General features: G+C 68.9%; 20 protein-coding genes and 1 pseudogene. 13 read left to right on the top strand and 8 right to left on the bottom strand.

Features of this window, described 5'->3' with window-relative positions; genetic code table 11:
• Positions 1-105: 105 nt before the first annotated feature.
• Complete coding sequence (locus tag ACG00Y_RS22405) at positions 106-456, top strand: DUF2200 domain-containing protein (RefSeq protein WP_394482753.1); 351 nt, start codon at positions 106-108, stop codon at positions 454-456.
• Here ACG00Y_RS22405 and ACG00Y_RS22400 read toward each other — a convergent pair.
• Entirely contained in the window at positions 453-1364 is a 912-nt protein-coding gene (locus ACG00Y_RS22400) for a LysR family transcriptional regulator (RefSeq protein WP_394482751.1), read from the bottom strand. The two genes, ACG00Y_RS22405 and ACG00Y_RS22400, sit on opposite strands and share 4 nt — an antisense overlap.
• Before the next feature lie 116 nt (positions 1365-1480).
• On the opposite strand from ACG00Y_RS22400, the gene ACG00Y_RS22395 reads away from it, so the two are divergent.
• The 7 genes from ACG00Y_RS22395 to ACG00Y_RS22365 all read left to right on the top strand — a co-directional run bounded on the left by ACG00Y_RS22395 (position 1481) and on the right by ACG00Y_RS22365 (position 9218).
• Positions 1481-1903, top strand: a complete 423-nt coding sequence (locus ACG00Y_RS22395) for a RidA family protein (RefSeq protein WP_394482749.1) — start codon at positions 1481-1483, stop codon at positions 1901-1903.
• A 5-nt stretch (positions 1904-1908) separates the two neighbouring features.
• Positions 1909-2808, top strand: a complete 900-nt coding sequence (locus tag ACG00Y_RS22390; RefSeq protein ID WP_394482747.1) for a hypothetical protein — start codon at positions 1909-1911, stop codon at positions 2806-2808.
• A 141-nt stretch (positions 2809-2949) separates the two neighbouring features.
• Positions 2950-5088 carry a family 20 glycosylhydrolase gene (locus tag ACG00Y_RS22385; protein ID WP_394482745.1) on the top strand — a complete coding sequence of 713 codons (2139 nt, stop codon included), beginning with the start codon at positions 2950-2952 and terminating at the stop codon, positions 5086-5088.
• Positions 5085-6293, top strand: a complete 1209-nt coding sequence (locus ACG00Y_RS22380; protein ID WP_394482743.1) for an ABC transporter substrate-binding protein — start codon at positions 5085-5087, stop codon at positions 6291-6293. The genes ACG00Y_RS22385 and ACG00Y_RS22380 overlap by 4 nt, the downstream gene beginning before the upstream one ends.
• Positions 6293-7156: a carbohydrate ABC transporter permease gene (locus ACG00Y_RS22375; protein WP_394482741.1), complete on the top strand. Its 864-nt coding sequence runs from the start codon at positions 6293-6295 to the stop codon at positions 7154-7156. The genes ACG00Y_RS22380 and ACG00Y_RS22375 overlap by 1 nt, the downstream gene beginning before the upstream one ends.
• Entirely contained in the window at positions 7153-7962 is an 810-nt protein-coding gene (locus tag ACG00Y_RS22370; RefSeq protein WP_394482739.1) for a carbohydrate ABC transporter permease, read from the top strand. The genes ACG00Y_RS22375 and ACG00Y_RS22370 overlap by 4 nt, the downstream gene beginning before the upstream one ends.
• 2 nt (positions 7963-7964) lie before the next feature.
• Positions 7965-9218 (top strand): ABC transporter ATP-binding protein, encoded by a 1254-nt coding sequence (locus ACG00Y_RS22365; protein WP_394482738.1) that lies wholly within the window; start codon positions 7965-7967, stop codon positions 9216-9218.
• Here the strand turns inward: ACG00Y_RS22365 and ACG00Y_RS22360 are convergent.
• From ACG00Y_RS22360 to ACG00Y_RS22350, 3 genes and pseudogenes are all read right to left on the bottom strand, one after another.
• Positions 9213-10382 (bottom strand): annotated as a pseudogene (locus ACG00Y_RS22360) (alkaline phosphatase PhoX); the annotation flags it as partial. The gene ACG00Y_RS22365 and the pseudogene ACG00Y_RS22360 sit on opposite strands and share 6 nt — an antisense overlap.
• A gap of 5 nt (positions 10383-10387) precedes the next feature.
• Positions 10388-10960: an HAAS signaling domain-containing protein gene (locus ACG00Y_RS22355; protein ID WP_394482736.1), complete on the bottom strand. Its 573-nt coding sequence runs from the start codon at positions 10958-10960 to the stop codon at positions 10388-10390.
• 1 nt (position 10961) lies between these two features.
• Positions 10962-11276, bottom strand: a complete 315-nt coding sequence (locus tag ACG00Y_RS22350; RefSeq protein ID WP_394483036.1) for a PadR family transcriptional regulator — start codon at positions 11274-11276, stop codon at positions 10962-10964.
• A 171-nt stretch (positions 11277-11447) separates the two neighbouring features.
• Between ACG00Y_RS22350 and ACG00Y_RS22345 the strand changes: the two genes are divergently transcribed.
• On the top strand, positions 11448-12428 hold the full coding sequence (locus ACG00Y_RS22345) for a lytic transglycosylase domain-containing protein (RefSeq protein WP_394482734.1): 981 nt from the start codon (positions 11448-11450) through the stop codon (positions 12426-12428).
• A 40-nt stretch (positions 12429-12468) separates the two neighbouring features.
• The gene (locus ACG00Y_RS22340) at positions 12469-13881 is read left to right on the top strand and encodes a serine hydrolase domain-containing protein (protein WP_394482732.1); all 1413 of its coding nucleotides are present in this window, start codon (positions 12469-12471) and stop codon (positions 13879-13881) included.
• Here the strand turns inward: ACG00Y_RS22340 and ACG00Y_RS22335 are convergent, their stop codons facing one another.
• The 3 genes from ACG00Y_RS22335 to ACG00Y_RS22325 form a co-directional block, all read right to left on the bottom strand.
• Entirely contained in the window at positions 13882-15051 is a 1170-nt protein-coding gene (locus ACG00Y_RS22335) for an ATP-binding protein (protein WP_394482730.1), read from the bottom strand.
• Between the two features lie 49 nt (positions 15052-15100).
• Positions 15101-18376 carry a fused isobutyryl-CoA mutase/GTPase IcmF gene (gene icmF, locus ACG00Y_RS22330; protein WP_394482728.1) on the bottom strand — a complete coding sequence of 1092 codons (3276 nt, stop codon included), beginning with the start codon at positions 18374-18376 and terminating at the stop codon, positions 15101-15103.
• Positions 18377-18488: 112 nt separating this feature from the next.
• Complete coding sequence (locus ACG00Y_RS22325; RefSeq protein ID WP_394482727.1) at positions 18489-19175, bottom strand: Bax inhibitor-1/YccA family protein; 687 nt, start codon at positions 19173-19175, stop codon at positions 18489-18491.
• A gap of 271 nt (positions 19176-19446) precedes the next feature.
• Here ACG00Y_RS22325 and ACG00Y_RS22320 point away from each other — a divergent pair, with 271 nt between their 5' ends.
• The 3 genes from ACG00Y_RS22320 to can are packed head-to-tail and all read left to right on the top strand — an operon-like array spanning position 19447 to position 22268.
• Positions 19447-20331 (top strand): LysR family transcriptional regulator, encoded by an 885-nt coding sequence (locus ACG00Y_RS22320; protein WP_394482725.1) that lies wholly within the window; start codon positions 19447-19449, stop codon positions 20329-20331.
• A 60-nt stretch (positions 20332-20391) separates the two neighbouring features.
• Positions 20392-21570, top strand: a complete 1179-nt coding sequence (locus ACG00Y_RS22315; protein WP_394482723.1) for an isovaleryl-CoA dehydrogenase — start codon at positions 20392-20394, stop codon at positions 21568-21570.
• A gap of 23 nt (positions 21571-21593) precedes the next feature.
• Positions 21594-22268 (top strand): carbonate dehydratase, encoded by a 675-nt coding sequence (gene can / locus ACG00Y_RS22310; protein ID WP_394482721.1) that lies wholly within the window; start codon positions 21594-21596, stop codon positions 22266-22268.
• A 12-nt stretch (positions 22269-22280) separates the two neighbouring features.
• On the opposite strand, the gene ACG00Y_RS22305 is transcribed toward can, so the two are convergent.
• Positions 22281-23396, bottom strand: coding sequence for an MORN repeat-containing protein (locus ACG00Y_RS22305; protein WP_394482719.1), 1116 nt, complete (start codon positions 23394-23396; stop codon positions 22281-22283).
• Positions 23397-23640: the final 244 nt, after the last annotated feature.

Here is a 23640-nt window from a genome sequence, read left to right as displayed (position 1 = left end):
TGCAGCCGCAGGCGGCGTGCCGGGAAAGCATACGCGTGCCCCATGACCGTCCCAGAAGGCATGGCGCGGCGTGGCAGCATGCGTGCAGCCTCAGGAGTCATGCCCATGCCTGGCCACCGCATCTTCACCACCGCATTCGCCAAGGTCTATCCGCTCTATGTCCGCAAGGCCGAGGCCAAGGGCCGCACGCCGGCGGAGGTGGACCAGGTGATCTGCTGGCTGACGGGGTATGACGAGGTCGGGCTGCGGCGGCAGCTGGACGTTGCGGCCGACTTCGAGACCTTCTTCGCCCAGGCGCCGGCGCTGCATCCCAACACGGCGCTCATCAAGGGCGTGGTCTGCGGCGTGCGCGTGGAAGCAGTCGACGACCCGCTGATGCAGCAGATCCGCTGGCTGGACAAGCTGGTCGATGAACTCGCCAAGGGCAGGGCGATGGAGAAGATCCTGCGGGGCTAGTCAGGCCCCGGCAGCGTCGCCATCAGCTCATCGACCCAGCCCATGAAGGCGCGCAGCCTGGCGCTGACGTGGCGGGTTGCCGGGTAGGCCAGGACCATCGGCATGGGCGCGATGCGCCAGTCCTCGAACAGGCGCAGAAGCTCCCCGCACGCCGCATGGGGCTCGGCCATGTAGCGCGGCAGCCAGAGCACGCCCATCCCGGCCAGGCCGGCCGCCAGATAGGCGTTGCCGTCGTCGGCCGAGACGACGTAGCGGCCATCGACCGCCACGGTCTCCTCGCCGCGTCGCATGACCATGGGCGCCACCGTGCCGCTGCTGGCGCGCAGGAAGCCGACGATGAGGTGCTGCGTGTCTTCAAGCTCGCTTGGGTGCGCGGGCGTGCCGGCGCTGCGCAGATAGTCGGGCGCGGCATACACGCCCATATGCAGCTCGCCGACCCGCCGCGCGATCAGTGACGGCACGGTCACTTCGCCGCCGCGCAGCACGCAGTCGACGTTGTCGCCGATCACGTCGACCACCCGGTCGCTGACGCCCATGTCCAGCTGGATGCCCGGGTAGCGGCGGTGGAAGTCGGGGAGGGCAGGCATCAGGACCAGGCGCGCGAACGGGCTGGGCACGTCCACGCGCAGGCAGCCGCTCGGCGCGCTGGCATCGCCGCTCAGGCCGGCGTCGGCCTCCTCCAGATCGGAGAGCACCCGCACGACGCGCTCGTAGTAGGCGGCGCCCTCGGTCGTCACCGTCACCTGGCGCGTCGTGCGGTGCAGCAGCTTCACGCGCAGGCGTGCCTCCAGCTGCTGCACCAGCTGCGTCACGGTCGTCTTGCTCATGTGCAGCGTCAGCGCTGCCTTGGTGAAGCTGCCGGCCTCCACCACGCGGACGAAGGCCTGCAGCGCGTCGAATCGGTCCATCGGAACTCCGTTGTTTGGGCTGGCCAAACAGTGTTTGTGCGCCTTGCCTGTTTATCGGCAGGCGCGGTGTTCCTAGAGTTTCGGTTCTCGATCACTCCGCATTTCAGGAACCCCCAATGCCCGCACGCGACGTCGTCTTCCCACCCGGCCGCCAGGCCCTCTACGAGCGCAACCGCTACTCGCCAGCCATCCGCTCCAACGGCTTTCTGTTCGTGTCGGGCCAGGTCGGCAGCCGGCCCGACGGCTCGCCAGAGCCCGAGCTGGAAGCGCAAGTGCGGCTGGCCTTCCAGAACCTCAACGCCGTCCTTGCGGCCGCTGGTTGCAGCTTCGACGACGTCGTCGACGTGACCGTCTTCATCGTCGACCCGGCTGAGAAGTTCGAGCGCATCTGGCCCATCGTCGGCGAGTTCTGGGGCGAGGCGCCGCACCCGACGTTGACGGGCGTCGGCGTGACCTGGCTGTATGGCTTTGACTTTGAGATCAAGGTGGTGGCGAAGCTGCCGGATGCCGGTATGCCGGATGTTGGTAGGTTGGGGTGAACGCAGTGAACCCCAACGAATCCGGCCCGGATAGCTCGTTGGGGTTCGCGTTGCTCACCCCAACCTGCGGGCTTCCCGACGCCATAGGATGCCGCCTCCATCGCTCACTGGGAGGAGGCCTCGTGTCACTGTCTGCATTCCTGCTCGTCACCGCACTGACTGCAACCGCAGTCGCTGCTCCGATCAACGCCAGCCCCAAGGACGACACCGCCACCCGCGCGGCTTGCCAGGCATTGGTGCATGTGCGAGGGATGCAGTTCGCCGCAACCCAGACGCTGTCGGAGGAGGCGGCGGCCTTCGACGCGCTGGCCGCTGAACTGGGCCGCATGGAGGCCGGCGGCGGCATCCCCGCCGCCGATCTGCATGCCCTGTCATCCAAGGCCCGGGCGCTGTTGGCGCGGCGGACCCCGGTGCTGCAGTTTCACGAAGCACGGCGGCGCATCTACGCCCGTGTCGATGACGTACAGGAGGCCGTGGACAACGTCTTCTCTGCGGAAGCGTCCGGCAAGCTGAGCGCGCCGCGCATGGCCGCCGTCAACCGGCTCAGCATGTTGGCGCAACGCATCCCACGCTCGGCGGGCAGCTTGATCGTTGCAGGTCGGGCGGACCCGGATGCAGTGTTCGTGCTGGCGCGCGATGTCAAGAGCTTCAAGGAGCTGCTGAAGGGCTTGCGCGAAGGCAACCCGAATTTCCGCCTCAGCGCATCCAAGAGCAAGGATGTGCTGGATGCACTGCAAACGCTGGAGTTGAGATTTGCGGCGACGGCGACACAGGTGGGGGCCGTGCTGGGCGACCTGAAGGGGCTCGTTGAAGCGCTCGAGTTGCAGGCTGCGGTTCAGAGCGAGGCGCGTGCCAGCGATCAGACGCTGGCGCCCCTTTGTTTTGGCGCCGGGAGTGCTCGGTAACGCCTCACCTTGGTGGCGGTGAGCGAGGCGGGCGATTCGCTCGCCGTGGCCTCCGCGATGCTGTCCTCCCCCCCCCCATCTTGAGACAACCTTCAGATGCGCTTGAGATAGGCCCAAGCCGACCGCGCAGAAGATGACCGCATGTCGTTTTCCTCGCTCGCCGCCGCGCTGCTGCCCCAGCCGCAAGCCCTGACCCTGCTGTCTGGCGCGGGGCCGGCGGTGGCTGGTTTGCGCGATCTGCCAGCCGAGTGGCGGGCGCTGTTGCCGGCAGACGAAACCACCACTGCGGCGCGGCTGGTACTGCCGACCCTGACGCCCAGACTGCCGCTGCTGGGCGACGACGAATCCTTCCGCCTGCGCCTGGGCGCCGATGTCGTGTGCCTGCAAGCAGCGACGCCGGCCGGCGTGCAGCACGGCCTGCATGCGCTGTCGCAGCTGTGGCATGCGGCGCGCGAGGCGGGCTTGGGCTCGCTGCCGGCGCTGCAGGTGGACGACGCGCCGCGCCACCCCTGGCGCGGCCTGCTGGTGGACGTGGCGCGCCGGCCGCTGCCGTTCGACGCGCTGCTGCACCTGCTCGACGGCATGGCCGCCGCGCGGCTCAACGTGCTGCACTGGCACCTGACCGACGACCAGGCCTGGCGGCTCGAATCCCCCCGCTACCCGCGCCTGCAGCAGTGCGCCAGCGGCGGCGTCTTCTACACGCTGGACCAGGCGCGCCGCCTCGTTGATGAGGCCGCCCAGCGCGGCATCCGCGTCGTGCCGGAGCTGGACCTGCCCGGCCATTGCTGGGCGCTGGGCCTGGCCTACCCGGAGCTGCTGTGCGCGCCCGCGCCCACCGAAGCGCAGCGCGGATTCGGTGTCTTCGGCGCGGCGGTGAACCCGGACAGCGACGCGCTGTATGCCTTTGTCGACGGCCTGCTGGTCGAATGGGCCGAGGTGTTCCCCGACCCCTTCATCCACCTCGGCGGCGACGAGATGGCGCCGGCCGCATGGACGCGGCTGGCCGAGCAGCGCGGCACCTGCCTGGCCGAGCTGCAGGGCGCCTACCTCGCCCGCCTCGGCGCGCTGCTGGATAGCCATGGCCGCAAGCTCGTCGCCTGGGACGAGATGGGCCAGTCCACCGCGCTGCCGCCGGGCAGCCTGCTGCAATGCTGGCGCGGCGAGGAAGCCTTGCGCCTGGCGCCGCCGGGCCTGTCCGGCCGGCTGCGCAGCGCGGGCTTCTACCTGGACCAGATCCACACCGCCGCCTACCACTGGCGCCGCCCACTGCGCCCGCCCACGCGGCCCAGTGCGCCCCTCGCGAGTGGCGAGGCCTGGGCGTTGCAGGCCACGGTTGGCGCATGGAGTGTCGAGGGCCGGCTGTGGCTGAACGCCGATGAAGCCCGGCTGCACCTGCGCAGCAGCGGCACGCTGGACGAATGGCTGGCGCCGCGCGTCATCATCGGCGCCGGCCCGTGGCGGCTGCAGGTCGACAGCGACCTGGGCGAGCTGGAGTTCTGGGGGCCGTCAGACGGCAGTGATGCAGGCTGGCTGCGCCTGGGCGCGCTGCGCCAGCCCTGCGTGTGGCGGCGCGATGAAGCGCCGGTGTGGCCCGCCGACGCTGCGGGTGAGGCCGTGCCCATGCTTGGCGGCGAGGCCGCGCTGTGGGCCGAACTGGTCGAGGCGCCTCAGCTCGCGCTGCGCACCTGGCCGCGCGCGCTGGCCGTGGCCGAGCGGCTGTGGAGCGATCCTGTAGACGACAAACGCCTAACTCAACGACTGCTTGCCGCGCAGCGCTGGCTCGTCGCCACCGGCCGCATCCCCGCCGACCCCGCCGCGCCGCTGTTCGAAGCGCTGTGCCCCGACCCCGCCGACCGCGCGCTGTTGCGGTCCGTGGCGCTGTGGCTAGAGCCCGGCTCCGGCTATGCCCGCCAGCACGCCAAGAAGCGCGCGCTGACCTACCACCAGGGCGAGGCGCTGGACCGCCTGGCCGACGCGCTGCCAGCCGAGAGCCCGCTGATGGCGTCGCTGCACGGCGCGCCCGCATGGCTCGCCGCATTGAGCGAAGCCCGCCAGCAGTTGCCTTCCTGGCGCGCGCTGCTGGCCGCCTCGCCACACCTTTTGCCGGCCCTGCCGCTGCTGGGCACGTTGGCCGATCTGATCGAGCTCGGCCATTCGCTCTGGTCGGGCCACAAGCCCGCCGACGCCCAGCAGCGCCTGCACCTCGCCGCCGCGCTGGTGGACGAGATGCTGCCCGCGCTGGTGCAGCCACTGCAGCAACGATTGGACGCGCTGTCGTGAAGCACGCCGCCCTCATCACGCTGCTGCTTGCCGCCAGCGCCCAAGCCGCCGACCTGGAGCTGCTGCATGGCTGGACCTCCGGCAGCGAGGCCGCCATGGTCACCGAGCTGAAGGCTGCCGCCCAGCGCGGCGGCGTGGACCTGAAGACAACGGCCGTGGCCGGCGCGTCCAACGCCAGCACGCTGCTGAAGGCGCGCTTCCTGTCCGGCCACCCGCCGACGTTGGCGCAGACCGACAAGCCGCTGCGCATCTGGGCCGAGGCCGTGCCGTTGGCCGACCTGGGGCCGGTCGTCAACGCGCAGTTCGCCGCGCTGCCGCATGCGGTGGCGACCGAGCTGCGCAGCGCCGGCAAGCCGGCCGCCGTGCCACTGAACGTGCACCGCCTCAACACGCTGTGGAGCAACCAGCGCCTGCTGCGCGCCCACGGCCTTGCCGTGCCGCAGAGCTGGGACGAGTTCCACCGCACCGCCGAGGCGCTGCGCCGCGCCGGCCTGCTGCCGCTGGCCATCGGCAGCTCGGCGGGGCAGAAGCTCAGCCTCTTCGTCGCCGTCGTGCTGGGCCGCGCGGGGCGCGACTTTTTCGAGCGCGCGCTGGTGCAGGCCGACCCGGCGCTGCTCGCCAGCGAGCGCATGACGGCGCTGCTGCAGGAGTTCCGCCGCCTGAAGACCTACACCGACGCCGGCCAGGTCAGCCGCGACTGGGCGGGTGCCACGGCGCTGCTGCTGCAGGGGCGCGCCGTGTTCCAGTTCACCGGCGACTGGGCCAATGGCGAGTTCCAGAAGGCCGGCTGGCAACCTGGCGTGGACTACGACTGCACGGCCGCGCCGGGCCATGCCGGCCTGCATTACTTCGAGTTCGACCGGCTGGTGTTCTTCGCCCAGCCCGCGCGGCTGGGGGCGCAGCAGCGTCTGGCCGGCCTGCTGCTGGCGCCGGAAACGTCGACACGGCTGGCGCGTTTGAAGGGCGGCATCCCGGTGCGTCGCGATGCGGACCTGTCCGGCTTCAACGCCTGCGCGCAGCGCTCGGCGGCGGACTTCCGCGCCGGCGAGGCGCGCGGTGAGCTGGTACTGGCGCTCAGCGCCAGCATGGGCGAGAGCGCCTATGGCGGCTTGAAGGACGTGCTCTCCGCCTACTGGGCCAGCGAGCGCATGACGGCCCAGCAGGCGCAGACGCGGCTGGCGCAGGCCTTGAGGCAAACCGACTGATGAGCGAACGCCGCACCGCACTCGCCTGCCTGATCCCGCTGCTGCTGGTCGGCGCCGTGTTCTTCTACGGCTTCCTGCTGTGGACAGGCTGGCTGTCGCTGACGCGCTCCAACCTGCTGCCCAGCCACGAGTTCGTCGGCCTCAAGCAGTATGAGCGCCTGCTGCTGGACCCGCGCTGGCAGGCCGCGCTGTGGAACCTGCTGTGCTTCGGCCTCGGCTTCGTGCTGCTGCCTTTGCTGATCGGCCTGGGCCTGGCGCTGCTGCTGGACCAGAAGCTGCGCGGCGAGGGCGCGCTGCGCTGGGTGTGGCTGCACCCGATGGCGCTGTCCATGGTCGTGACCGGCAGCGCCTGGCGCTGGCTGATGGACCCCGAGCAAGGCCTGGCCGAAGGCGTGCGCTCGCTGGGCTGGACGAGCTTCCGCTGGGACTGGCTGGCGCAGGAGGACATGGCCGTCTACGCGCTCGTCGTGGCTGCGGTGTGGCAGATCAGCGGCTTCGTCATGGCCATCTTCCTGGCCGGGCTGCGCGGCGTCGACGATTCCATGCTGCAGGCCGCGCGGCTGGACGGCGCGCAGGGCTGGAAGCTGCTGAAGCGCGTCATCCTGCCGCAGCTTGGGCCCAGCCTGTTCTCGGCGCTGCTGGTGCTGCTGCCGGCGGCCATCAAGACCTTCGACCTCGTCGTCGTGCTGACCGAGGGCGGCCCCGGCCAGGCGAGCGAGCTGCCGGCCTTCTACATGTTCCAGATGGCGTTCGAGCGCAGCCGCCTCGGCCTGGGCGCGGCCAGCGCGATGGTGCTGGTGATGATGGTGCTGTCCATCGCATTGCCCTATGCCGTGGTGCGCTCGCGAAAGAGCGTGGCATGAAAAGGCTGACGCTCTATCTGCTGGCCATGCTCGCCGCGCTGGTCATCGCGCTGCCGCTGTTGCTGATGCTGATGAACAGCTTCAAGGGCGTGGCCGAGGCGCAGCAGGGTTTCCTTTCGCTGCCGCGCGAGCCGAGCTTCGCGGCCTGGCGCCTGGCGTGGGAGAAGCTGCACGGCAGCTTCGGCATCAGCCTGATGCTGGCTGTGCCCGCAGTGCTGCTGTCGGCGCTGCTCGCAGCCGTCAACGGCTTTGTGCTGTGCAAGTACCGCTTCCGTGGCGAGCGCTGGGTCGGGCTGCTCTTGGTGCTGGCCTTCTTCCTGCCGATCAAGGTCTACCTGCTGCCGCTGGCCATCACGATGGCGCGGCTGGGGCTGGACCGGTCGCTCGGCCTGCTCATCGCTATCCACGTCATCTACAGCCTGCCGCTGGCGCTGTTCTTCCGCAATCACTTCCTCGCCTTCCCCGATGAGCTGCTGCAGGCCGCGCGGCTGGACGGCGCGGGCTTCTGGCGGCTGCTCTGGCGCGTCGTGCTGCCGCTGTCCAAACCCATCTTTGTCGTCGTGCTCATCCTGCAGTTCACGACGATCTGGAACGAATACCTGTTCGGCCTGGTGTTCGGGCCCGAGGACGCGCGACCCATCACGGCGGCGCTGGCGCAGCTGAGCGCGCAGACGGAAACCGGCGCGCGCGCCTACCCGCTGGAGATGGCGGCGGCGCTGCTGGCGGCGGCGCCGACGTTGATCGTCTATCTGCTGGCCGGGCGGCATTTCACGCGGGGCCTGGTGGCCGGCGCAGTCAAAGGCTAGAGATGACAGAAGAAGAAACCGGCCTGCGCATCAGCGGCCTCACGCGGCGTGTTGGCGCAAACACCATCCTGGACGACATCACGCTGAACCTCGATGCCGGCGAGATGCTCATCCTGGTCGGCCCCTCCGGCTGCGGCAAGTCGTCGCTGCTGGGCGTCGTGGCCGGCCTGCAGCCGCACTGCAGCGGCGAGATCCAGCTTGACGGCCGGCGCATCGAGGCCTTGAGCCCGCGCGAGCGCGACATCGCGATGGTGTTTCAGAACTACGCCCTCTACCCGCACATGAGCGTGGCCGAGAACATCGGCTTCGGCCTGGAGATGCAGGGCTGGCCGCGTGCCAGGCGCGAGGCGCGCGTGCTGGAGGTGGCCAAGCTGCTGCAGCTGCAGACGCTGCTGGCGCGCAAGCCCGCACAGCTCTCGGGCGGCCAGCGCCAGCGCGTGGCCATGGGCCGGGCGCTGGCACGCCAGCCGCGGCTCTTCCTGTTCGACGAGCCGCTGTCCAACCTCGACGCGCAGCTGCGCGCGGAGATGCGCAGCGAGATCAAGCTGCTGCACCAGCGCCTGGGCCGCAGCGCCATCTACGTGACGCACGACCAGACCGAGGCCATGACGCTGGGCCAGCGCATCGCGGTGATGAAGGACGGCCGCGTGCAGCAGCTGGGCACACCGCAGGACGTCTACCAGCGGCCGGCCAACCTGTTCGTCGCGCAGTTCCTCTCCAGCCCGGCGATGAACCTGCTGCCTGCGCGGCTTGAGCCGGAAGGCGAGTTCACGCTGATGCTGCGCGGCGCCGGGGCGCTGAGCTGGCGCCCCGAGGCGCTGTCGAATCGTGATCGTCTGCTCGGCCGGCCACTGCTGCTGGGCTGGCGGGCGGAGTCCGTTCGCACCGAGGCTGCTGGCGGGCCGGCGCTGTCGCTGCGCGCGCCGGTGCTGCTGGTCGAACCCACGGGGGTGGACAGCCTGGTGCAGTTGCAGCTCGGCGAGCACCGCCTGCACTGGCGCTGCGCGGGCTGGCCCACGCTGCGGCCGGGCGAGGCGGTGGACTTGAAGCTGCCGCTGGCGGACCTGCTGATCTTTGACGCCGAGACCGGCGAGCGGCTCGTTGCCGCGAGCGACGCCGGGCTAGCCTGCAGCGGCCTTTCGCAATGCCTCCCAGGGCCCTCGGATGGCGATGGTCATGCCGGGTTTCTTGTGGATATTGGCGAACAGGGTGTGCCCGTCAGGAGAAAAGCAGGCACCGCACCATTCCGCTCGTGAGTTGGCGGCAATCAAGTAGACCTTGCCTTCAGGGGTCAGACCTGCAAGACAGTTCTCGTCGTGCCCGCTGTCTTCGCAGAGCACCAAGTCCCCCCACGGCGCGATCGTGAGGTTGTCCGGTCTCGACAGGAAGGTGTCCGCGCCGGCGGTGAAGACCAGCTCGATATGACCACCGCCGTTGCGGGCATCCGGCCGGTATCTGAAGATCTGCCCCATGCCCGCGATGCCGCCGGTGCTGCACACGAAGTAGATGCCGTCCACGTGGGCCGCCATGCCTTCGCCGCGAACAAAGACCGCCGCACCTTTTGCCTTGGCCTGCAGGCGAACCGTGTCTTCCTCGGGATCGGGCTCGTCAATGGTCACCCATTCGCAGGCATAGGCGCGGCCCGTTTCGAGTCGGTCGAGGGTGGTGTGTCGAAGCGCTGAATCGACGAACTTCAAAGCCTGCAGTGCGCCGCCTCGGTCCAGCCGCCCACGCTCCTTCGGCACGAACCGGTAGAAGCAGCCGTCGGCGGCATCTTCGGTCTGGTAGGCCACACCGCTTTGCTGATCAATCGCGACGGCTTCATGGTTGAAGCGCCCCATGGCCAGCAAGGGGACAGCCGGGCGAAGCGGTTGTCGCGGGTCCACCTCGAAGTTGTAGCCATGGCGTTTCCCCATCAACCACCCCTCGTGAGCCGCTTCCTCACAGCTGATCCACGTCCCCCAAGGGGTCTTGCCGCCGCTGCAGTTGCGGATCGTGCCGGTCAGGCTCAAGTAGTGCCGCTCGACCTCCAGCCGCTCATTCAGCCAGACGGTGGTCGTACCGCCGCTCGACGCGGGATCGTAGGCATGAGCGGGTGCCGGAGAAGGCGGATCAGATGGGAAGTAGGTCGATACCTCGTGATTCCGGACCAGGATCGTTCGCCCTGCCGGGCCAGGGAAGCAACCCATGCCGTCGTGATAGTCGGGCACGGTGTGGCCATCGGACATGGTTTCCCCGTGTTGCGAGATCACCAGGTAGGTGAAGCCCTTCGGCAGATCGCAGATGCCTCGGGGATCGCTCACCAGCTCGGGAATCACGCGACGTGGCCCTCGCGAGCAGCCGGCCAGACCGTGCAACAGGCCAGCCAGTGAGAGCCCGACACCCGGTGCGGTGGCTGTCAGAAAGCCTCTGCGCCCCATGCGCTTCATCGTCCCGCTCCCGCCGTCATGCCACGGCCCAGGGCCTGCAGCACACGCCGTGTCAACTCCGCAACGGCCAGGGCCAGCAGCAAGGCCATGGGAATCAGCAGCGCGCCCAGCAGTTCGTGTTCGCCGGGCCGTGAGCGCGACACGATATCCACGACAACGCTGTTGCCATGAGCGCTCGTCCAGACACCGACCGTGTCGGGAGCCCACAGCTTGACCAAGGCCAGCAGCGCGCAGAGCGCCGCGACGGAGTAGCCGAAGGCCGCCATCGTCCAGTACAGGCCGCGCGTCACACCGCGCTTGACCGACTGCAGCGCCCGAAAGCCGCGTGGCGGTGGCGTGCCGGCCAGCACATGGACCACGTAGCTGGCGGCCAGTTCACGCGGATCGCCAAACCCGGCCAGCAAAGCCTCCACATCGACGGGCAGCCCGCTTCGCTGCTGCTGCTCGATCACGTCCAGCACATGGCCTTCGATCTCGCGGATCACCTCGTCCGCGTCGGCGGCGCGCAGCGGCGCAAGGAATCTGGCCAGTGCCTGGGTGTATTGCCGTACCGCTTCTTGGTGATTCATCTCAAGCTCCTCCTTGCGTTTGATTTCCCCGTGCCGCAGCGCGGCTGAGCAATTGGCCGATGTCCTCCGCCGACTGCAGCCAATAGGCGGTCAGCGTCGTCAGCTGCAGCAAGCCCTGCTCCGTCAGCCGGTAGTACTTTCGGGGGCGGGATTCACCCTCCTGCACCCAATCGGCCTGCAGCAGTCCCTCTCGTTTGAGCCGGTCCAGCAGCGGGTACAGCGTCCCTTCGGTGATCGCCGTGGTCGGGAATTCCTGCAAGCGGCGCAACAGGTCCAGCCCATAGACGCAATCACCTTTCAGCGCCGCCAGCACCACCAGTTCCAAGGTCCCCTTTCGTAGTTGAACCTGCCAACGGTCCGTTGGTCCCTGGTCTCCGTCCATCCCATGCTCCGCAAGATACTATGTTGTACACAGTATGCTGCATGACACTGTCTTGTCAACAGGCCCTAGACTGCCGCCCGTTTTGGCTGATCGCCGTCGACCTCCGTGAGAACCCTGCTGCCCCTGCTGTTCGCGCCGCTGACCGCGCTGGCCCAGTTGCCCACGCTGACGCTGGAGCAACTGCCCCGCCCGACGATGCCCCCGGGCGAGCGCGGCCCCGTGGTGCCCGCTCAGGTGGAGCGTTGGCGCCAGGAGGCCAAGGCGCTGGAGTACGGCGACGGTATGCCGCGCAACGAGGTGGCGGCCGCCAAGCTGTACTGCCGCGCCGCGCGCTATGGCGACGCCGAGGCCCAGTACAGCCTGGGCTGGATGCTGACCAATGCGCGCGGCATCCAGCGCAACGACGCCGAGGCCGCCCACATGTTCGCGGCTGCCGCCGAGCAGGGCATGGACCAGGCGCAGAACATGCTCGCCCGCATGGGCGGCACGCCGCTGGGCGACCCGCCGCCCTGCCTGCGCCCGCCCGAGACTGACCCGCCGGTGGCCGTGGCACCGCCGCCCGTGCGCGGTGCCAAGCCTGCGTCGCTGTGGGCCACGCTGCCGCTGCCCGAGCGCGCGCCGCCGGCCATCGTCAACTACGTGAAGCTGCTGGCGCCCGAGTACCAGCTCGCCCCAGCGCTGGTGCTGGCGGTGATCGCGCAGGAGTCCAACTTCGACCCGCTGGCCGAGTCGCCCAAGAAGGCGCAAGGCCTGATGCAGTTGATGCCCGGCACCGCCGCGCGCTTTCGCGTCACGCGCATCACCGACCCGTCGCAGAACATCCGCGGCGGCATGGCCTACCTGCGCTGGCTGCTGGCCTATTTCGAGGGCGACGTGATGCTGACGCTGGCCGCCTACAACGCTGGCGAGGGCGCGGTGGACCGCTACCTGGGCGTGCCGCCCTATGCCGAGACGCGCATGTATGTGCGCAAGATCATGGCGGCCGTCGGCGGCCAGCGCCTGCACCCGTTCGATGCCAGCGTGGCAGCGACATCGCCCATGCTGCAGCGGGTGAAGGCGGCGATGAAGGTCATCCAGTCGCGTTGACTTTCGGCAGGCTCATGGCAGCCCACCAGAATGCGGCGCCATGACCCAGCCCCTCGCCATCGCCCTCTCGCTCCTGGCACTCACAGCCCAGGCCCAGGCCAGCCCTGAGAGCCGGGCGCAAGCGCTGCTCGATGCGATGCGCGAGGCCGGCGGTGTGCCGGGCATGTCGGCCGCCGTGTGGCAGGACGGCAAGCTGCGCTGGCAGGGCTTCAGCGGCCTGCGCGACGTGGCGCAGAAGCTGCCGGTGCAGGCCGACACGCGCTTTCGGCTGGCCAGCGCATCCAAGCCGTTTGCGGCGGCGGCCGTGGCCCAGCTCAAGGCCCAGGGCAAGCTGGATGTCGACAAGCCCGTGGGCGCGCTGCTGCCCGAACTGGAGCCTGCGATGGCGGCCCTGACGCCGCGCCTGCTGGCCGCCCATCTGAGCGGCATGCCGCACTACGAAGCGCGTGACGCCAGCGTCGGCGGCGCCCGCCACGTGGCGGCCCGCGAATCGCTGGTCTATCTGAAGGGCCGTGAGCTGCGATCGGCGCCGGGCAGCCGCTATCTCTACTCGACCTGGGGCTACACCTTGCTGGCCGCCGCCGCCGAGGCCGCGGCCAGCCAGCCCTACCTGGACCTGCTGTCCAGCAAGGTTGCGCCGGGCCTGGCCATCGGCCCCGACCAGACGGGCCAGTCGCCGGCCATGTCGCAGGCCTATCACTTTGTCGGGCAGCGCCCGCAGCCGGCACCCGCCGCCGACTTCAGCTACAGCTGGGGCGGCGCCGGCCTGGCCGCCACGGCACCGGCGTTGGCGGAATGGGGTGGGCGCATGCTGCAGGGCCGCGTCGTCGACGCCGCCACGCGCGACTGGATGTGGCGGCCGGTGCTGGACAACGCCGGCCAGCCGGTCGGCGAGCGCAGCTTCAAGATGGGCTTTGGCTGGCGGCTGGACAGCGACGCCGAGGGCCGCCGGACCGTCCACCACGCCGGCTCGACGCTGGGCGCGCGCAGCGTGCTGTTGCTGTGGCCGCAGGAAGGCGCGGCCGGTGGCACCAGCGTCAGCCTGCTGTCCAACGCGATGTGGACCTCGTCCATCGAGCGCAGCGCCGAGCTGCTGAGCGCGCCGCTGCGCCCGCCGGTGCCAGGTCTTGCCGCACAGGCCTGCCCGCTCAAGGCCAGCCGCTTCGACGGTGAGCTGGACGGCGCCGCCGTGCAGGGCAGTGCCAGCTTCCGCCGCGACGCCGACGGTCTGTGCCGGGGCGAGCTGAGCCTGCCCGATGCGCTGGCCAAGGTCGTCAACCCGGGCCCGCAGCCGGCCGCAGACAAGCTGGTCGTCATCGGCCTGCAGGGCGACCTGGCGCGAGCGGCGCTGGTGACGCCCATCGGGCTGGCGGATTGGCGGGCGCAGGCGGATGGCAGCGTGCGGGTGGAGGGCGTTGCGGGGCGGCGCTTGATGCTGCGGCTGGCGGAATAGTTAGGTTTCAGCGAGCCAGTCCATGATCTCGCGCACCGGCAGCACGTCAACCGCGGCCTTCAGCGGATAGCGCCGCGCCACCGGCGCGACGACCGCCGCGCGTTCGGGCTGCAGGTCGGCCAACGCCTGCCAGAAGCCCTTGCCCACGGTGGGTGCGGCCGAGAACTTGATCTCCAGCCCCAGCCGCCGGCTGCCTTGCTCGATGACGACGTCCAGCTCCGTGCCGGCGGCCGTGCGGTAGTAGCCCAGTTGCGCATCCGGCATCACCTCGGCTACCGCAGCGGCCACCTGCTCGATGACGAAGCCTTCCCACGACATGCCAACGATGGGGTGGCCCTGCAGCGCGTCCAGGTCCTGCAGGCCCAGCAGCGCATGCACCAGGCCGCTGTCGCGCACATAGACCTTGGGCGACTTGATGAGCCGCTTGCCCAGGTTGGGCAGCACGGGCTCCAGGCGGCGCAGCATCAGCGCGTCCACCAGCGTGTCCAGGTAGCGCGCCACCGTCGTGTGCGCCAGCCCGCCGAGCGACGCGCCCAGTGCCGACGCGTTGAACTGCTGGCCCTGCAGATGGGCCTGCATGCGCCAGAAGCGGTGCAGGCTCTCGGCTGCCACCTTGACGCCCATTTGCGCCAGGTCGCGCAGCAGGAAGCTCTCGATGAAGTCCTGCCGCCAGCCGAACGACGCCGCTTCGTCGGCCGCCAACAGGCTGAGCGGAAAGCCGCCGCGCAACCACAGTTGCTGCAGCGCGCTCAAGTTGTCGGGCTGCTCCAGCGCCAGCACCGGCGGTAGCTCCAGGTAGCTGATGCGCCCGGCCAGGCTCTCGCTCTTCTGGCGCAGCAACTCGCCGGAGGCCGAGCCCAGCATCAGGAAGCGCCCGGGGCGGCGTTGCGCGTCGATCTCCGGCCGCAGCACGCTGAACAGCTCGGGCATCAGCTGCACCTCATCCAGCACGACGAGTTGCTCGCGGTGCCGCGCGAAGAACAGCTCGGGCTCGGCCAGCTGGGCGCGGTCCGACGCGCGCTCCAGATCCAGCATCACGGCGCCGGGCCGGCTGGCCGCCATGGCGTGCGCCAGCGTGCTCTTGCCCACCTGGCGCGGCCCGAGCAGCAGCACGGCCGGCGCGCGTGCCATGCGCTCAGCCAGACGTGCCTGGGTACGGCGATCAATCATCCTTGCATTTTGAGCGGCGACCGCTCAATTAGCAAGGAAGATATCTTGTTCACATGCTGCGCCGGTACTGCCCACCGACTTCGAACAGCGCGCCGGTGATCTGGCCCAGCGAGCAGACACGCACGGCGTCCATCAGCACGTCGAACACGTTCTTGTTCTCGATGACGGCCTGTTGAAGTCGGGCGAGCATCGCCGGTGCCTCGGTCGCATGCCGGCCCTGGAACTCGGCCAGCCGCGTCAGCTGCGACTGCTTCTCTTCATCCGTCGAGCGGGCCAGCTCGATGTGCTCTGGCACCGTCTCGCCCTTCGGGTTGCGGAAGGTGTTGACGCCGATGATGGGGTACTCGCCGGTGTGCTTGAGCATCTCGTAGTGCATGGACTCTTCCTGGATGCGGCCACGCTGGTAGCCGGTCTCCATGGCGCCCAGCACGCCGCCGCGTTCGCTGATGCGCTCGAACTCGGTCAGCACCGCCTCTTCGACCAGTTCGGTCAGCTCGTCGATGATGAAGGCGCCCTGGCTCGGGTTCTCGTTTTTGGCCAGGCCCCACTCGCGGTTGATGACGAGCTGGATGGCCATCGCGCGGCGCACGCTCTCGTCGGTGGGCGTCGTAATGGCCTCGTCATAGGCGTTGGTATGCAACGAGTTGCAGTTGTCGTAGACGGCGATCAGCGCCTGCAGCGTGGTGCGGATGTCGTTGAAGGCGATCTCCTGCGCGTGCAGGCTGCGGCCCGAGGTCTGCACGTGGTACTTCAGCTTTTGACTCCGCTCATTCGCGCCGTAACGGTCGCGCATCGCGACAGCCCAGATGCGGCGTGCCACGCGGCCGAGCACCGTGTACTCCGGGTCCATGCCGTTCGAGAAGAAGAACGACAGGTTGGGCGCGAAGTCGTCGATGTGCATGCCGCGCGCGAGATAGGCCTCCACGAAGGTGAAGCCGTTGGACAGCGTCAGCGCGAGCTGGCTGATCGGGTTCGCGCCGGCCTCGGCGATGTGATAACCCGAGATGCTCACCGAGTAGAAGTTGCGCACGTTGTGGTGCACGAAGAACTCGGCGATGTCGCCCATCACCTTCAGCGAGAACTCGGTCGAGAAGATGCAGGTGTTCTGGCCCTGGTCTTCCTTCAGGATGTCGGCCTGCACGGTGCCGCGCACATTGGCCAGCACCCAGTCCTTGATCTTGGCAGCCTCGTCGGCGGTCGGTTCGCGGCCGTTGTCAGCCTTGAACTTGGCCAGATTCTGGTCGATGGCCGTGTTCATAAACATGGCCAGGATGGACGGCGCCGGGCCGTTGATGGTCATCGACACGCTGGTGGTCGGGTTGCACAGGTCGAAGCCGTCGTACAACACCTTCATGTCGTCCAGCGTCGCGATACTCACGCCGCTGTTGCCGACCTTGCCGTAGATGTCGGGCCGGGGTGCGGGGTCGGCGCCGTAGAGCGTCACCGAGTCGAAGGCGGTGGACAGGCGCTTGGCGGGCATGCCTTCGCTGACCAGCTTGAAACGGCGGTTGGTGCGGAAGGCATCGCCTTCGCCGGCGAACATGCGCGTCGGGTCTTCGCCCTCGCGCTTGAACGCGAACACGCCGGCTGCGTACGGGAAGCTGCCGGGCACGTTCTCCAGCATCAGCCACTTCAGCAGCTCGCCATGGCACTCGTAGCCGGGCAGCACGACCTTGCGGATCTTGGTGCCCGACAGGCTTTGCGTGACCAGCGCGGTGCGGATTTCCTTGTCGCGGATCTTCACGACGTACTCGTCGCCCGCATAGGCCTTGACCATGTCGGGCCATTGCGCCAGCAACTGGCGCGCGTCGCCATCGAGCTTGGCTGCCCGCTGCTCGGCCAGCTCGGCGAGCGCGTCGCGGGCGCGGTGCTTGTCGGGGTTGGCGGCCTCCAGCATGGCGCGGCTGGCGTCCAGCTGCTGCACCTCGCGGGCCAGTGCGGCCTGCCTGCGCGCACGGGCCTTGTAGCTGCGCACGGCGTCGCTGATGTCTGCGAGGTAGCGCACGCGGGAGGCGGGGACGATGGGTGTCTGGTGGGTGCTGTGGCGGGTTCTCACCGCTGGCAGTCGCCCCGCGCCGAGACCGAGGCGCGCCTTCAGCGCCTGGTACAGCGCCGTCACGCCGTCGTCGTTGAAGCGGCTGGCCATGGTGCCGAACACGGGCATCGTGTCCGGCATCACATTGAACGCCTCGCGGTTGCGCTGCACCTGCTTGCTCACATCCCGCAGCGCGTCCAGCGAGCCCTTGCGGTCGAACTTGTTGATGGCGACGAACTCGGCGAAGTCCAGCATGTCGATCTTCTCGAGCTGGCTGGCGGCGCCGAACTCGGGCGTCATCACGTACATCGGCACGTCCACCAGCGGCACGATGGCCGCGTCGCCTTGGCCGATGCCGGAGGTCTCGACGATGACGAGGTCGAAGCCGGCGACCTTGGCGGCGGCGATGACGTCTGGCAGGGCGGGGGAGATCTCGGAGCCGAAGTCACGCGTGGCGAGCGAGCGCATAAACACTCGCTGGCCTTGCGACCACGGGCCGATGGCGTTCATGCGGATGCGGTCGCCCAGCAGCGCGCCCCCGCTCTTGCGGCGTGACGGATCGATGGAGATCAGCGCCACGCGCAGCGCGTCGCCTTGATCGAGGCGCAGCCGGCGGATCAGCTCGTCCGTCAGGCTGGACTTGCCGGCGCCGCCGGTGCCGGTGATGCCGAGGACGGGCGTCTTGATGTCTTTCGCTTGCGAACGCAGCGCATCCACGATGGCCGCGTCGGCCTTGCCGTTCTCCAGCGCCGTCAGCAACTGGGCAAGCGCACGCCAGGCCGACTCGGAATGCCCCGTGATGGCCGCCAGATCCTTCGGCGCATGCACGCTGAAGTCCTGATCCGCCTTCATGACCATCTCGCCGATCATCCCCTGCAGCCCCATGCGCTGGCCGTCTTCGGGGCTGAAGATGCGCACGCCATGCTCGGCCAGTTCGCGGATCTCGGCCGGCACGATGACGCCGCCGCCGCCGCCGAACACCTGGATGTGTGCGCCGCCGCGTTCCTTCAGCAACTGCACCATGTACTTGAAGTATTCGACGTGCCCGCCCTGGTAGGAGCTGATCGCGATGCCTTGCGCGTCTTCCTGCAGCGCCGCCGTGACGACCTCGTCCACCGAGCGGTTGTGCCCGAGGTGGATGACCTCCGCGCCCATGCCCTGCAGGATGCGCCGCATGATGTTGATGGCGGCGTCATGCCCGTCGAACAGGCTGGCGGCGGTGACGAAACGGACCTTGTGGGTCGGGCGGTACTCGGCCAGCGCCTTGTGGTCGGCGGCGAGATCGGTCATGGCTTGTCTCCTTGATCGGAGACAGATTCTAGGTCTGTCGATTGACGTTAACGTCAACTAAAAGGGCGCGCCTGCCGAAGCAGGGCGCGCCCTTTTGCGGGAGCGTCGAACGTCAGTCGTCCGAACCCATGAATCCGAACAGCTGCAGCAGGCTCGTGAACAGGTTGAAGATGGACACGAACAGGCTGACCGTGGCCAGCACGTAGTTCGTCTCGCCGCCGTTCACGATCTGCTGCGTCTCGTACAGGATCAGGCCGGCAGACAGCAGCGCGACGACGGCGGAGACCGTCAGCGCCAGCGCCGGGATCTGGAAGAAGATCGCAGCCAGGCCGGCCAGCAGCGCGACGATCATGCCGGCGAACAGGAAGCCGCCCATCCAGGACAGGTCACGCTTGGTGGTCGTCGCATAGGCCGACAGCGCCAGGAACACGGCGCCGGTGGCGCCCAGGGCCAGCATCACGGCTTCGCCGCCGGACGGCATGGCCAGCGTGCGCGTCAGCAAGGGGCCGAGCGTCCAGCCCATGAAGCCGGTCAGCACGAACACGAGGCCCACGGCGGCGCCGCTGTTCTTCAGCTTGTGGATGCCGAACAGCAGGCCGAAGTAGGCGATCAGCGTCAGGATGATGCCGGGCGCGGGCAGGCTGAAGGCGACCGCTGCCCAGGCGACGGCGGCGCTGAACAGCAGCGTCATCGACAGCAGCGCGTAGGTGTTGCGCAGCACACGGTGCGTGGTGCCGCGATCGAGCGTCGTGCCGTATGTCGTCACGGGCACGGCGATGGCGGTGGGGCGGGTTTGCATGGCAGACCTCCAGGTTGGAAAAACAACGCGAGAGTAGGCGCCGTGAACAGCAAATAAAAGCAGACAATCGCGAACCGTTTCTTCGTAATTTCTTGCTGTGGCGACGCTGAATAAGTCCCCGCGATGCAGTGCACCCTGGTTTGGGATGGGCTGCAAGGCGCAAACCGGAGCCATAGCGGGCTATGGCGAGGATTTGCAACGCCGCAGGCCGCCCAAAGCAGGGATGCGTTGCGCGCGAGGGACTTGTTCAGCGTTGCCCTGAGTCAGCACCATGAGCCTGAGCTTCAGCTACCGACACCTCTACTACTTCTGGGCCGTCGCCAAGGAGGGCGGGCTGACGCGCGCGGCCGAGCGGCTGGGCCTGTCCGTGCAGACGGTGTCGACGCAGGTGCGCGAGCTGGAGCAGTCGCTCGGCGCGTCGCTGCTGAAGCCGGCCGGCCGCGGGCTCGCCTTGACCGAGGCCGGCCAGGCGGCGCTGCAGATGGCCGAGCAGATTTTTGCGCTCGGCGAGGTGCTGCCCGAGCGCGTGCGCGACGCCGCCACGGCGCCGGCCGTGCGGCTGGCCGTGGGCATCTCCGACGGCCTGCCCAAGCTGGTCGTGCAGCGGCTGCTGGAGCCCATCATCGACACGCCCCACCTGCGCCTGCTGTGCCACGAGGACGAGTTCGACCGCCTGCTGGGCGACCTGGCCCTGCACCGGCTGGACGTCGTGCTGGCCGACCGACCCGCGCCGCCCAACCCCAACCTGCGCGTCTACAGCCATGCGCTGGGCAGCTCGCCCATGGCCTGGTTCGCCGCGCCGCGCTGGGCGGCGACCGCCATGCGCGACTTCCCGGCGTCGCTGGCCGACGTGCCGATGCTGCTGCCCACCGACCATGCCGCCGTGCGCCCGCGGCTGAACCAGTGGCTGGAGCGGCATGGCGTGCGCGCCCGCGTGGCCGGTGAGTTCGAGGACAGCGCGCTGCTGGCCACCTTCGGCGCGGCCGGCATGGGCGTGTTCCCGGCGGCGGCACTGATGACCGACCGGCTGGTGCAGCGTGATGGCGTCGTGCGCGTGGGCGACTGCGAGGGCGTCGAGGAGGCCTTCTTTGCCGTGGGCACGGACAAGAAGATCGTCCATCCGCTGGTGAGCCGGCTGCTGCCCGAACGAGGCTAGTTGCTACAGTTGACGTAAACGTCAATCAAGTGCCCTACCGGGCCGCACAGGAGACTCACCATGCATCTGCCCGGCCTCAACTTCCAGCTCGGCGAAGACATCGATGCACTGCGCGACGCGGTGCGCGCGTTCGCCGACGAGGAGATCGCTCCCCGTGCGGCGGAGATCGACCGCAGCGACCAGTTCCCCATGGACCTGTGGCGCAAGATGGGTGAACTGGGCGTGCTGGGCATCACGGTGCCGGAGCAGTACGGCGGAGCGGACATGGGCTACCTCGCCCACATGATCGCGATGGAGGAGATCAGCCGCGCCAGCGCATCGGTGGGCCTCAGCTACGGCGCGCACAGCAACCTGTGCGTGAACCAGATCAAGCGCAACGGCAACGACGCGCAGCGCGCCAAGTACCTGCCCAAGCTGATCAGCGGCGAGCATGTCGGCGCGCTGGCGATGAGCGAGCCCGGTGCGGGGTCGGACGTGCTGTCGATGAAGCTCAAGGCTGAAGACAAGGGCGGCTACTACCTGCTCAACGGCACCAAGATGTGGATCACCAACGGCCCCGATGCGGACACGTTGGTGGTCTACGCCAAGAGCGAGCCCGAGCTGGGCGCGCGCGGCGTGACGGCTTTCCTGATCGAGAAGGGCATGCCCGGCTTCAGCATCGCGCAGAAGCTCGACAAGCTCGGCATGCGCGGCTCGCACACCGGTGAGCTGGTGTTCAACAACGTCGAGGTGCCGGCCGAGAACGTGCTGGGCGCGGTGAACGGCGGCGCCAAGGTGCTGATGTCGGGGCTGGACTACGAGCGCGCCGTGCTGACCGGCGGGCCGCTGGGCATCATGCAGAGCGTCATGGACAACGTCGTGCCCTACATCCACGACCGCAAGCAGTTCGGCCAGAGCATCGGCGAGTTCCAGCTCATCCAGGGCAAGGTGGCCGACATGTACACCGTGCTGCAGGCCGCGCGCAGCTTCGCCTACACGGTGGCCAAGAACCTCGACCTGCTGGGCGCCGAGCATGTGCGCCAGGTGCGCAAGGACTGCGCGAGCGTCATCCTGTGGACCGCTGAGAAGGCGACCTGGATGGCCGGCGAGGGCGTGCAGATCTTCGGCGGCAACGGCTACATCAACGAGTACCCGCTGGGCCGGCTGTGGCGCGATGCCAAGCTGTACGAGATCGGCGCGGGCACATCGGAGATCCGCCGCATGCTGATCGGCCGCGAGCTCTTTGCGGAGACGATGTAACTCCTGGCTGAGAAAATGCCGGCATGACAACGCCCAACCACGAACTCCAGGACCTCCTCGACAACAACAAGCGCTGGGCGGCCGAGACCGAAGCCGGCGAGCCGGGCTTCTTCTCCCGGCTGCTCAAGCAGCAGACGCCGCAATACCTGTGGATAGGCTGCGCCGACAGCCGCGTGCCGGCCAATGAGCTGGTGGACCTGCTGCCGGGCGAGCTGTTCGTGCACCGCAACGTCGCCAACGTCGTCGTGCACTCGGACCTGAACTGCCTGTCCGTCATGCAGTTCGCCGTGGACCATTTGAAGGTGCGGCACATCATCGTCGTGGGCCACAGCAACTGCGGCGGCGTGAAGGCGGCGCTGTACGACCTGCGCGTGGGGCTGGTGGAGAACTGGATCCGCCATGTGCAGGACGTGCGGCACATGCACAGCGAGTGGCTGAACGGCGTGCCCGAGCCTCGGCGTGTCGATGCGCTGTGCGAGCTGAACGTGCTGGAGCAGGCACGCAACGCCTGCCACACGACGGTGGTGCAGGACGCTTGGCATCGTGGCCAGGAGGTCGTCGTGCACGGCTGGGTCTACGGCCTGCACAACGGCTTGCTGGAGGACCTTCAACTGACGGCGGGCAAGTCGGAGGATGTGGACCCGGCCTACCGCCGCGCACTGGCACGCGTCAAGGCGCGCTACGCAACGACGGGGTGAGGACTGGCGCGTTCAGTCGTACGAGTACTCGAACGCGAACGGCTGCTCGATCACATGGTCGCCCGGGCAGTCGTAGGCGCGGATGGCGCGCTCGATGTTGGCGATGAACTGCGGATGCAGTGCCTCGTTGACCGGTCCCGTCGCGGCCACGTCGACGCGCGTCACCGCGCCGTCGCGGACGATGACGAAGGCGCGGTAGTGCAGCCGGCCCGCCCATGCGGCCTTGGGCACCTCGGGAGGCAGCTTCTTGCGGCAGATGTCGGCGGGCGCGGTGTAGCGGTTCGCCGAGGCCAGCTTCTGAGGCAGCACGTAGCGTGGCGTCAGCTTCACGCGCAGTGCCATCGAGGCGGGGGCGGGCGAGCCATCGGCGTTCAGGAAGTTGCCCGACATCGTCGGTGACCCCACGGCGAACGGGCCCTCGTAGCTTGGCCCGCCGGGCTGCTGGATCTGCCCTTGCCCGGACGGGAGGCCGTGCATGAGCTGGCCCGTGTAGCGGCTGCCGTCCGCGAACCGATAGTCGCCCTGGCCGTGCAGGTCGCCGTCCTCGAAGCTGCCTTCGTAGACGTTGCCTACGGCCCAGGTGTAGCGCCCCTGGCCGGATGGCTGGCCGAGGTTGAACGCGCCAACGTAGCGGTCGCCGTTGCCGAACTGCACCTCGCCCTGGCCCTGCGGCCGCGCCGCCTTGCACTGCCCTTGATAGTGATGACCGTCGGGCCAGGCGATGGAGCAGGCGCCCTCCGCGCGGCCGGCGACGAACTCGCCCCGGTAGACCGTGCCGCGCGGGAAGGTCAGCAGCCCTGCGCCCTCGTAGCGGCCGTCCACGAAGCTGCCGTCATAGCGCTGGCCATAGGGCATCGTCAGCACGCCCTGGCCGGCCAGGCGACCGGTTTTCATCTCGCCGTCGTAGGTCGAGATCGTGACGCCGTCGACGCGGGTCTGCTTGCGGCCCGTGCCCTCGGCAAAGCCGTCTCGGCAGGCGCCGCTCCACGTCACCGACTGCAGCGGCAAGGGGCGTGGGTTCTCCAGCTTGCAGCCCTGTGCATCGGCCAGCCACTGGACATCCGCTGGGCTGGCCAGGGGCGTCAGCGTCGACAGTGCGCACAGCGCCTTCAGCAGGGTCGGTTTCATGCGCGTGGGGCTCGTATCACTTCGTGAACTGCAGCTTCAGCGTCTGCAGCTGCGGCAGCAACTGCGTGCCACCGGCGGCCGCGATGTCTCCCGCCCGTGTTTTCAGCGGGACGCGAGCCTAGCAGAGCACCTGCGGAAACGGCGCGGTTACGGCGCGCCGTTCGGGTTCAACCCGGCGCCGAAGCGGCTTCGTCCGACAGACGCGAGGCCCCCTGTCTACCAACAATCGCGGCAGCCATACCCT

It is taken from the genome of Pelomonas parva, from assembly GCF_043555835.1.
Classification (GTDB): domain Bacteria; phylum Pseudomonadota; class Gammaproteobacteria; order Burkholderiales; family Burkholderiaceae_C; genus Pelomonas; species Pelomonas parva.
This window is presented reverse-complemented; position numbering and strand designations above follow the sequence as displayed.

What these genes read in the sequence shown, in the direction of transcription:
- ACG00Y_RS22405 (WP_394482753.1), top strand. Translation starts at nt 106, where the DNA reads ATGCCTGGCCACCGCATCTTCACCACCGCATTCGCCAAGGTCTATCCG.
- ACG00Y_RS22400 (WP_394482751.1), bottom strand. Translation starts at nt 1,364, where the DNA reads ATGGACCGATTCGACGCGCTGCAGGCCTTCGTCCGCGTGGTGGAGGCC.
- ACG00Y_RS22395 (WP_394482749.1), top strand. Translation starts at nt 1,481, where the DNA reads ATGCCCGCACGCGACGTCGTCTTCCCACCCGGCCGCCAGGCCCTCTAC.
- ACG00Y_RS22385 (WP_394482745.1), top strand. Translation starts at nt 2,950, where the DNA reads ATGTCGTTTTCCTCGCTCGCCGCCGCGCTGCTGCCCCAGCCGCAAGCC.
- ACG00Y_RS22375 (WP_394482741.1), top strand. Translation starts at nt 6,293, where the DNA reads ATGAGCGAACGCCGCACCGCACTCGCCTGCCTGATCCCGCTGCTGCTG.
- ACG00Y_RS22370 (WP_394482739.1), top strand. Translation starts at nt 7,153, where the DNA reads ATGAAAAGGCTGACGCTCTATCTGCTGGCCATGCTCGCCGCGCTGGTC.
- ACG00Y_RS22365 (WP_394482738.1), top strand. Translation starts at nt 7,965, where the DNA reads ATGACAGAAGAAGAAACCGGCCTGCGCATCAGCGGCCTCACGCGGCGT.
- ACG00Y_RS22355 (WP_394482736.1), bottom strand. Translation starts at nt 10,960, where the DNA reads ATGAATCACCAAGAAGCGGTACGGCAATACACCCAGGCACTGGCCAGA.
- ACG00Y_RS22340 (WP_394482732.1), top strand. Translation starts at nt 12,469, where the DNA reads ATGACCCAGCCCCTCGCCATCGCCCTCTCGCTCCTGGCACTCACAGCC.
- ACG00Y_RS22335 (WP_394482730.1), bottom strand. Translation starts at nt 15,051, where the DNA reads ATGATTGATCGCCGTACCCAGGCACGTCTGGCTGAGCGCATGGCACGC.
- icmF (WP_394482728.1), bottom strand. Translation starts at nt 18,376, where the DNA reads ATGACCGATCTCGCCGCCGACCACAAGGCGCTGGCCGAGTACCGCCCG.
- ACG00Y_RS22325 (WP_394482727.1), bottom strand. Translation starts at nt 19,175, where the DNA reads ATGCAAACCCGCCCCACCGCCATCGCCGTGCCCGTGACGACATACGGC.
- ACG00Y_RS22320 (WP_394482725.1), top strand. Translation starts at nt 19,447, where the DNA reads ATGAGCCTGAGCTTCAGCTACCGACACCTCTACTACTTCTGGGCCGTC.
- ACG00Y_RS22315 (WP_394482723.1), top strand. Translation starts at nt 20,392, where the DNA reads ATGCATCTGCCCGGCCTCAACTTCCAGCTCGGCGAAGACATCGATGCA.
- can (WP_394482721.1), top strand. Translation starts at nt 21,594, where the DNA reads ATGACAACGCCCAACCACGAACTCCAGGACCTCCTCGACAACAACAAG.
- ACG00Y_RS22305 (WP_394482719.1), bottom strand. Translation starts at nt 23,396, where the DNA reads ATGAAACCGACCCTGCTGAAGGCGCTGTGCGCACTGTCGACGCTGACG.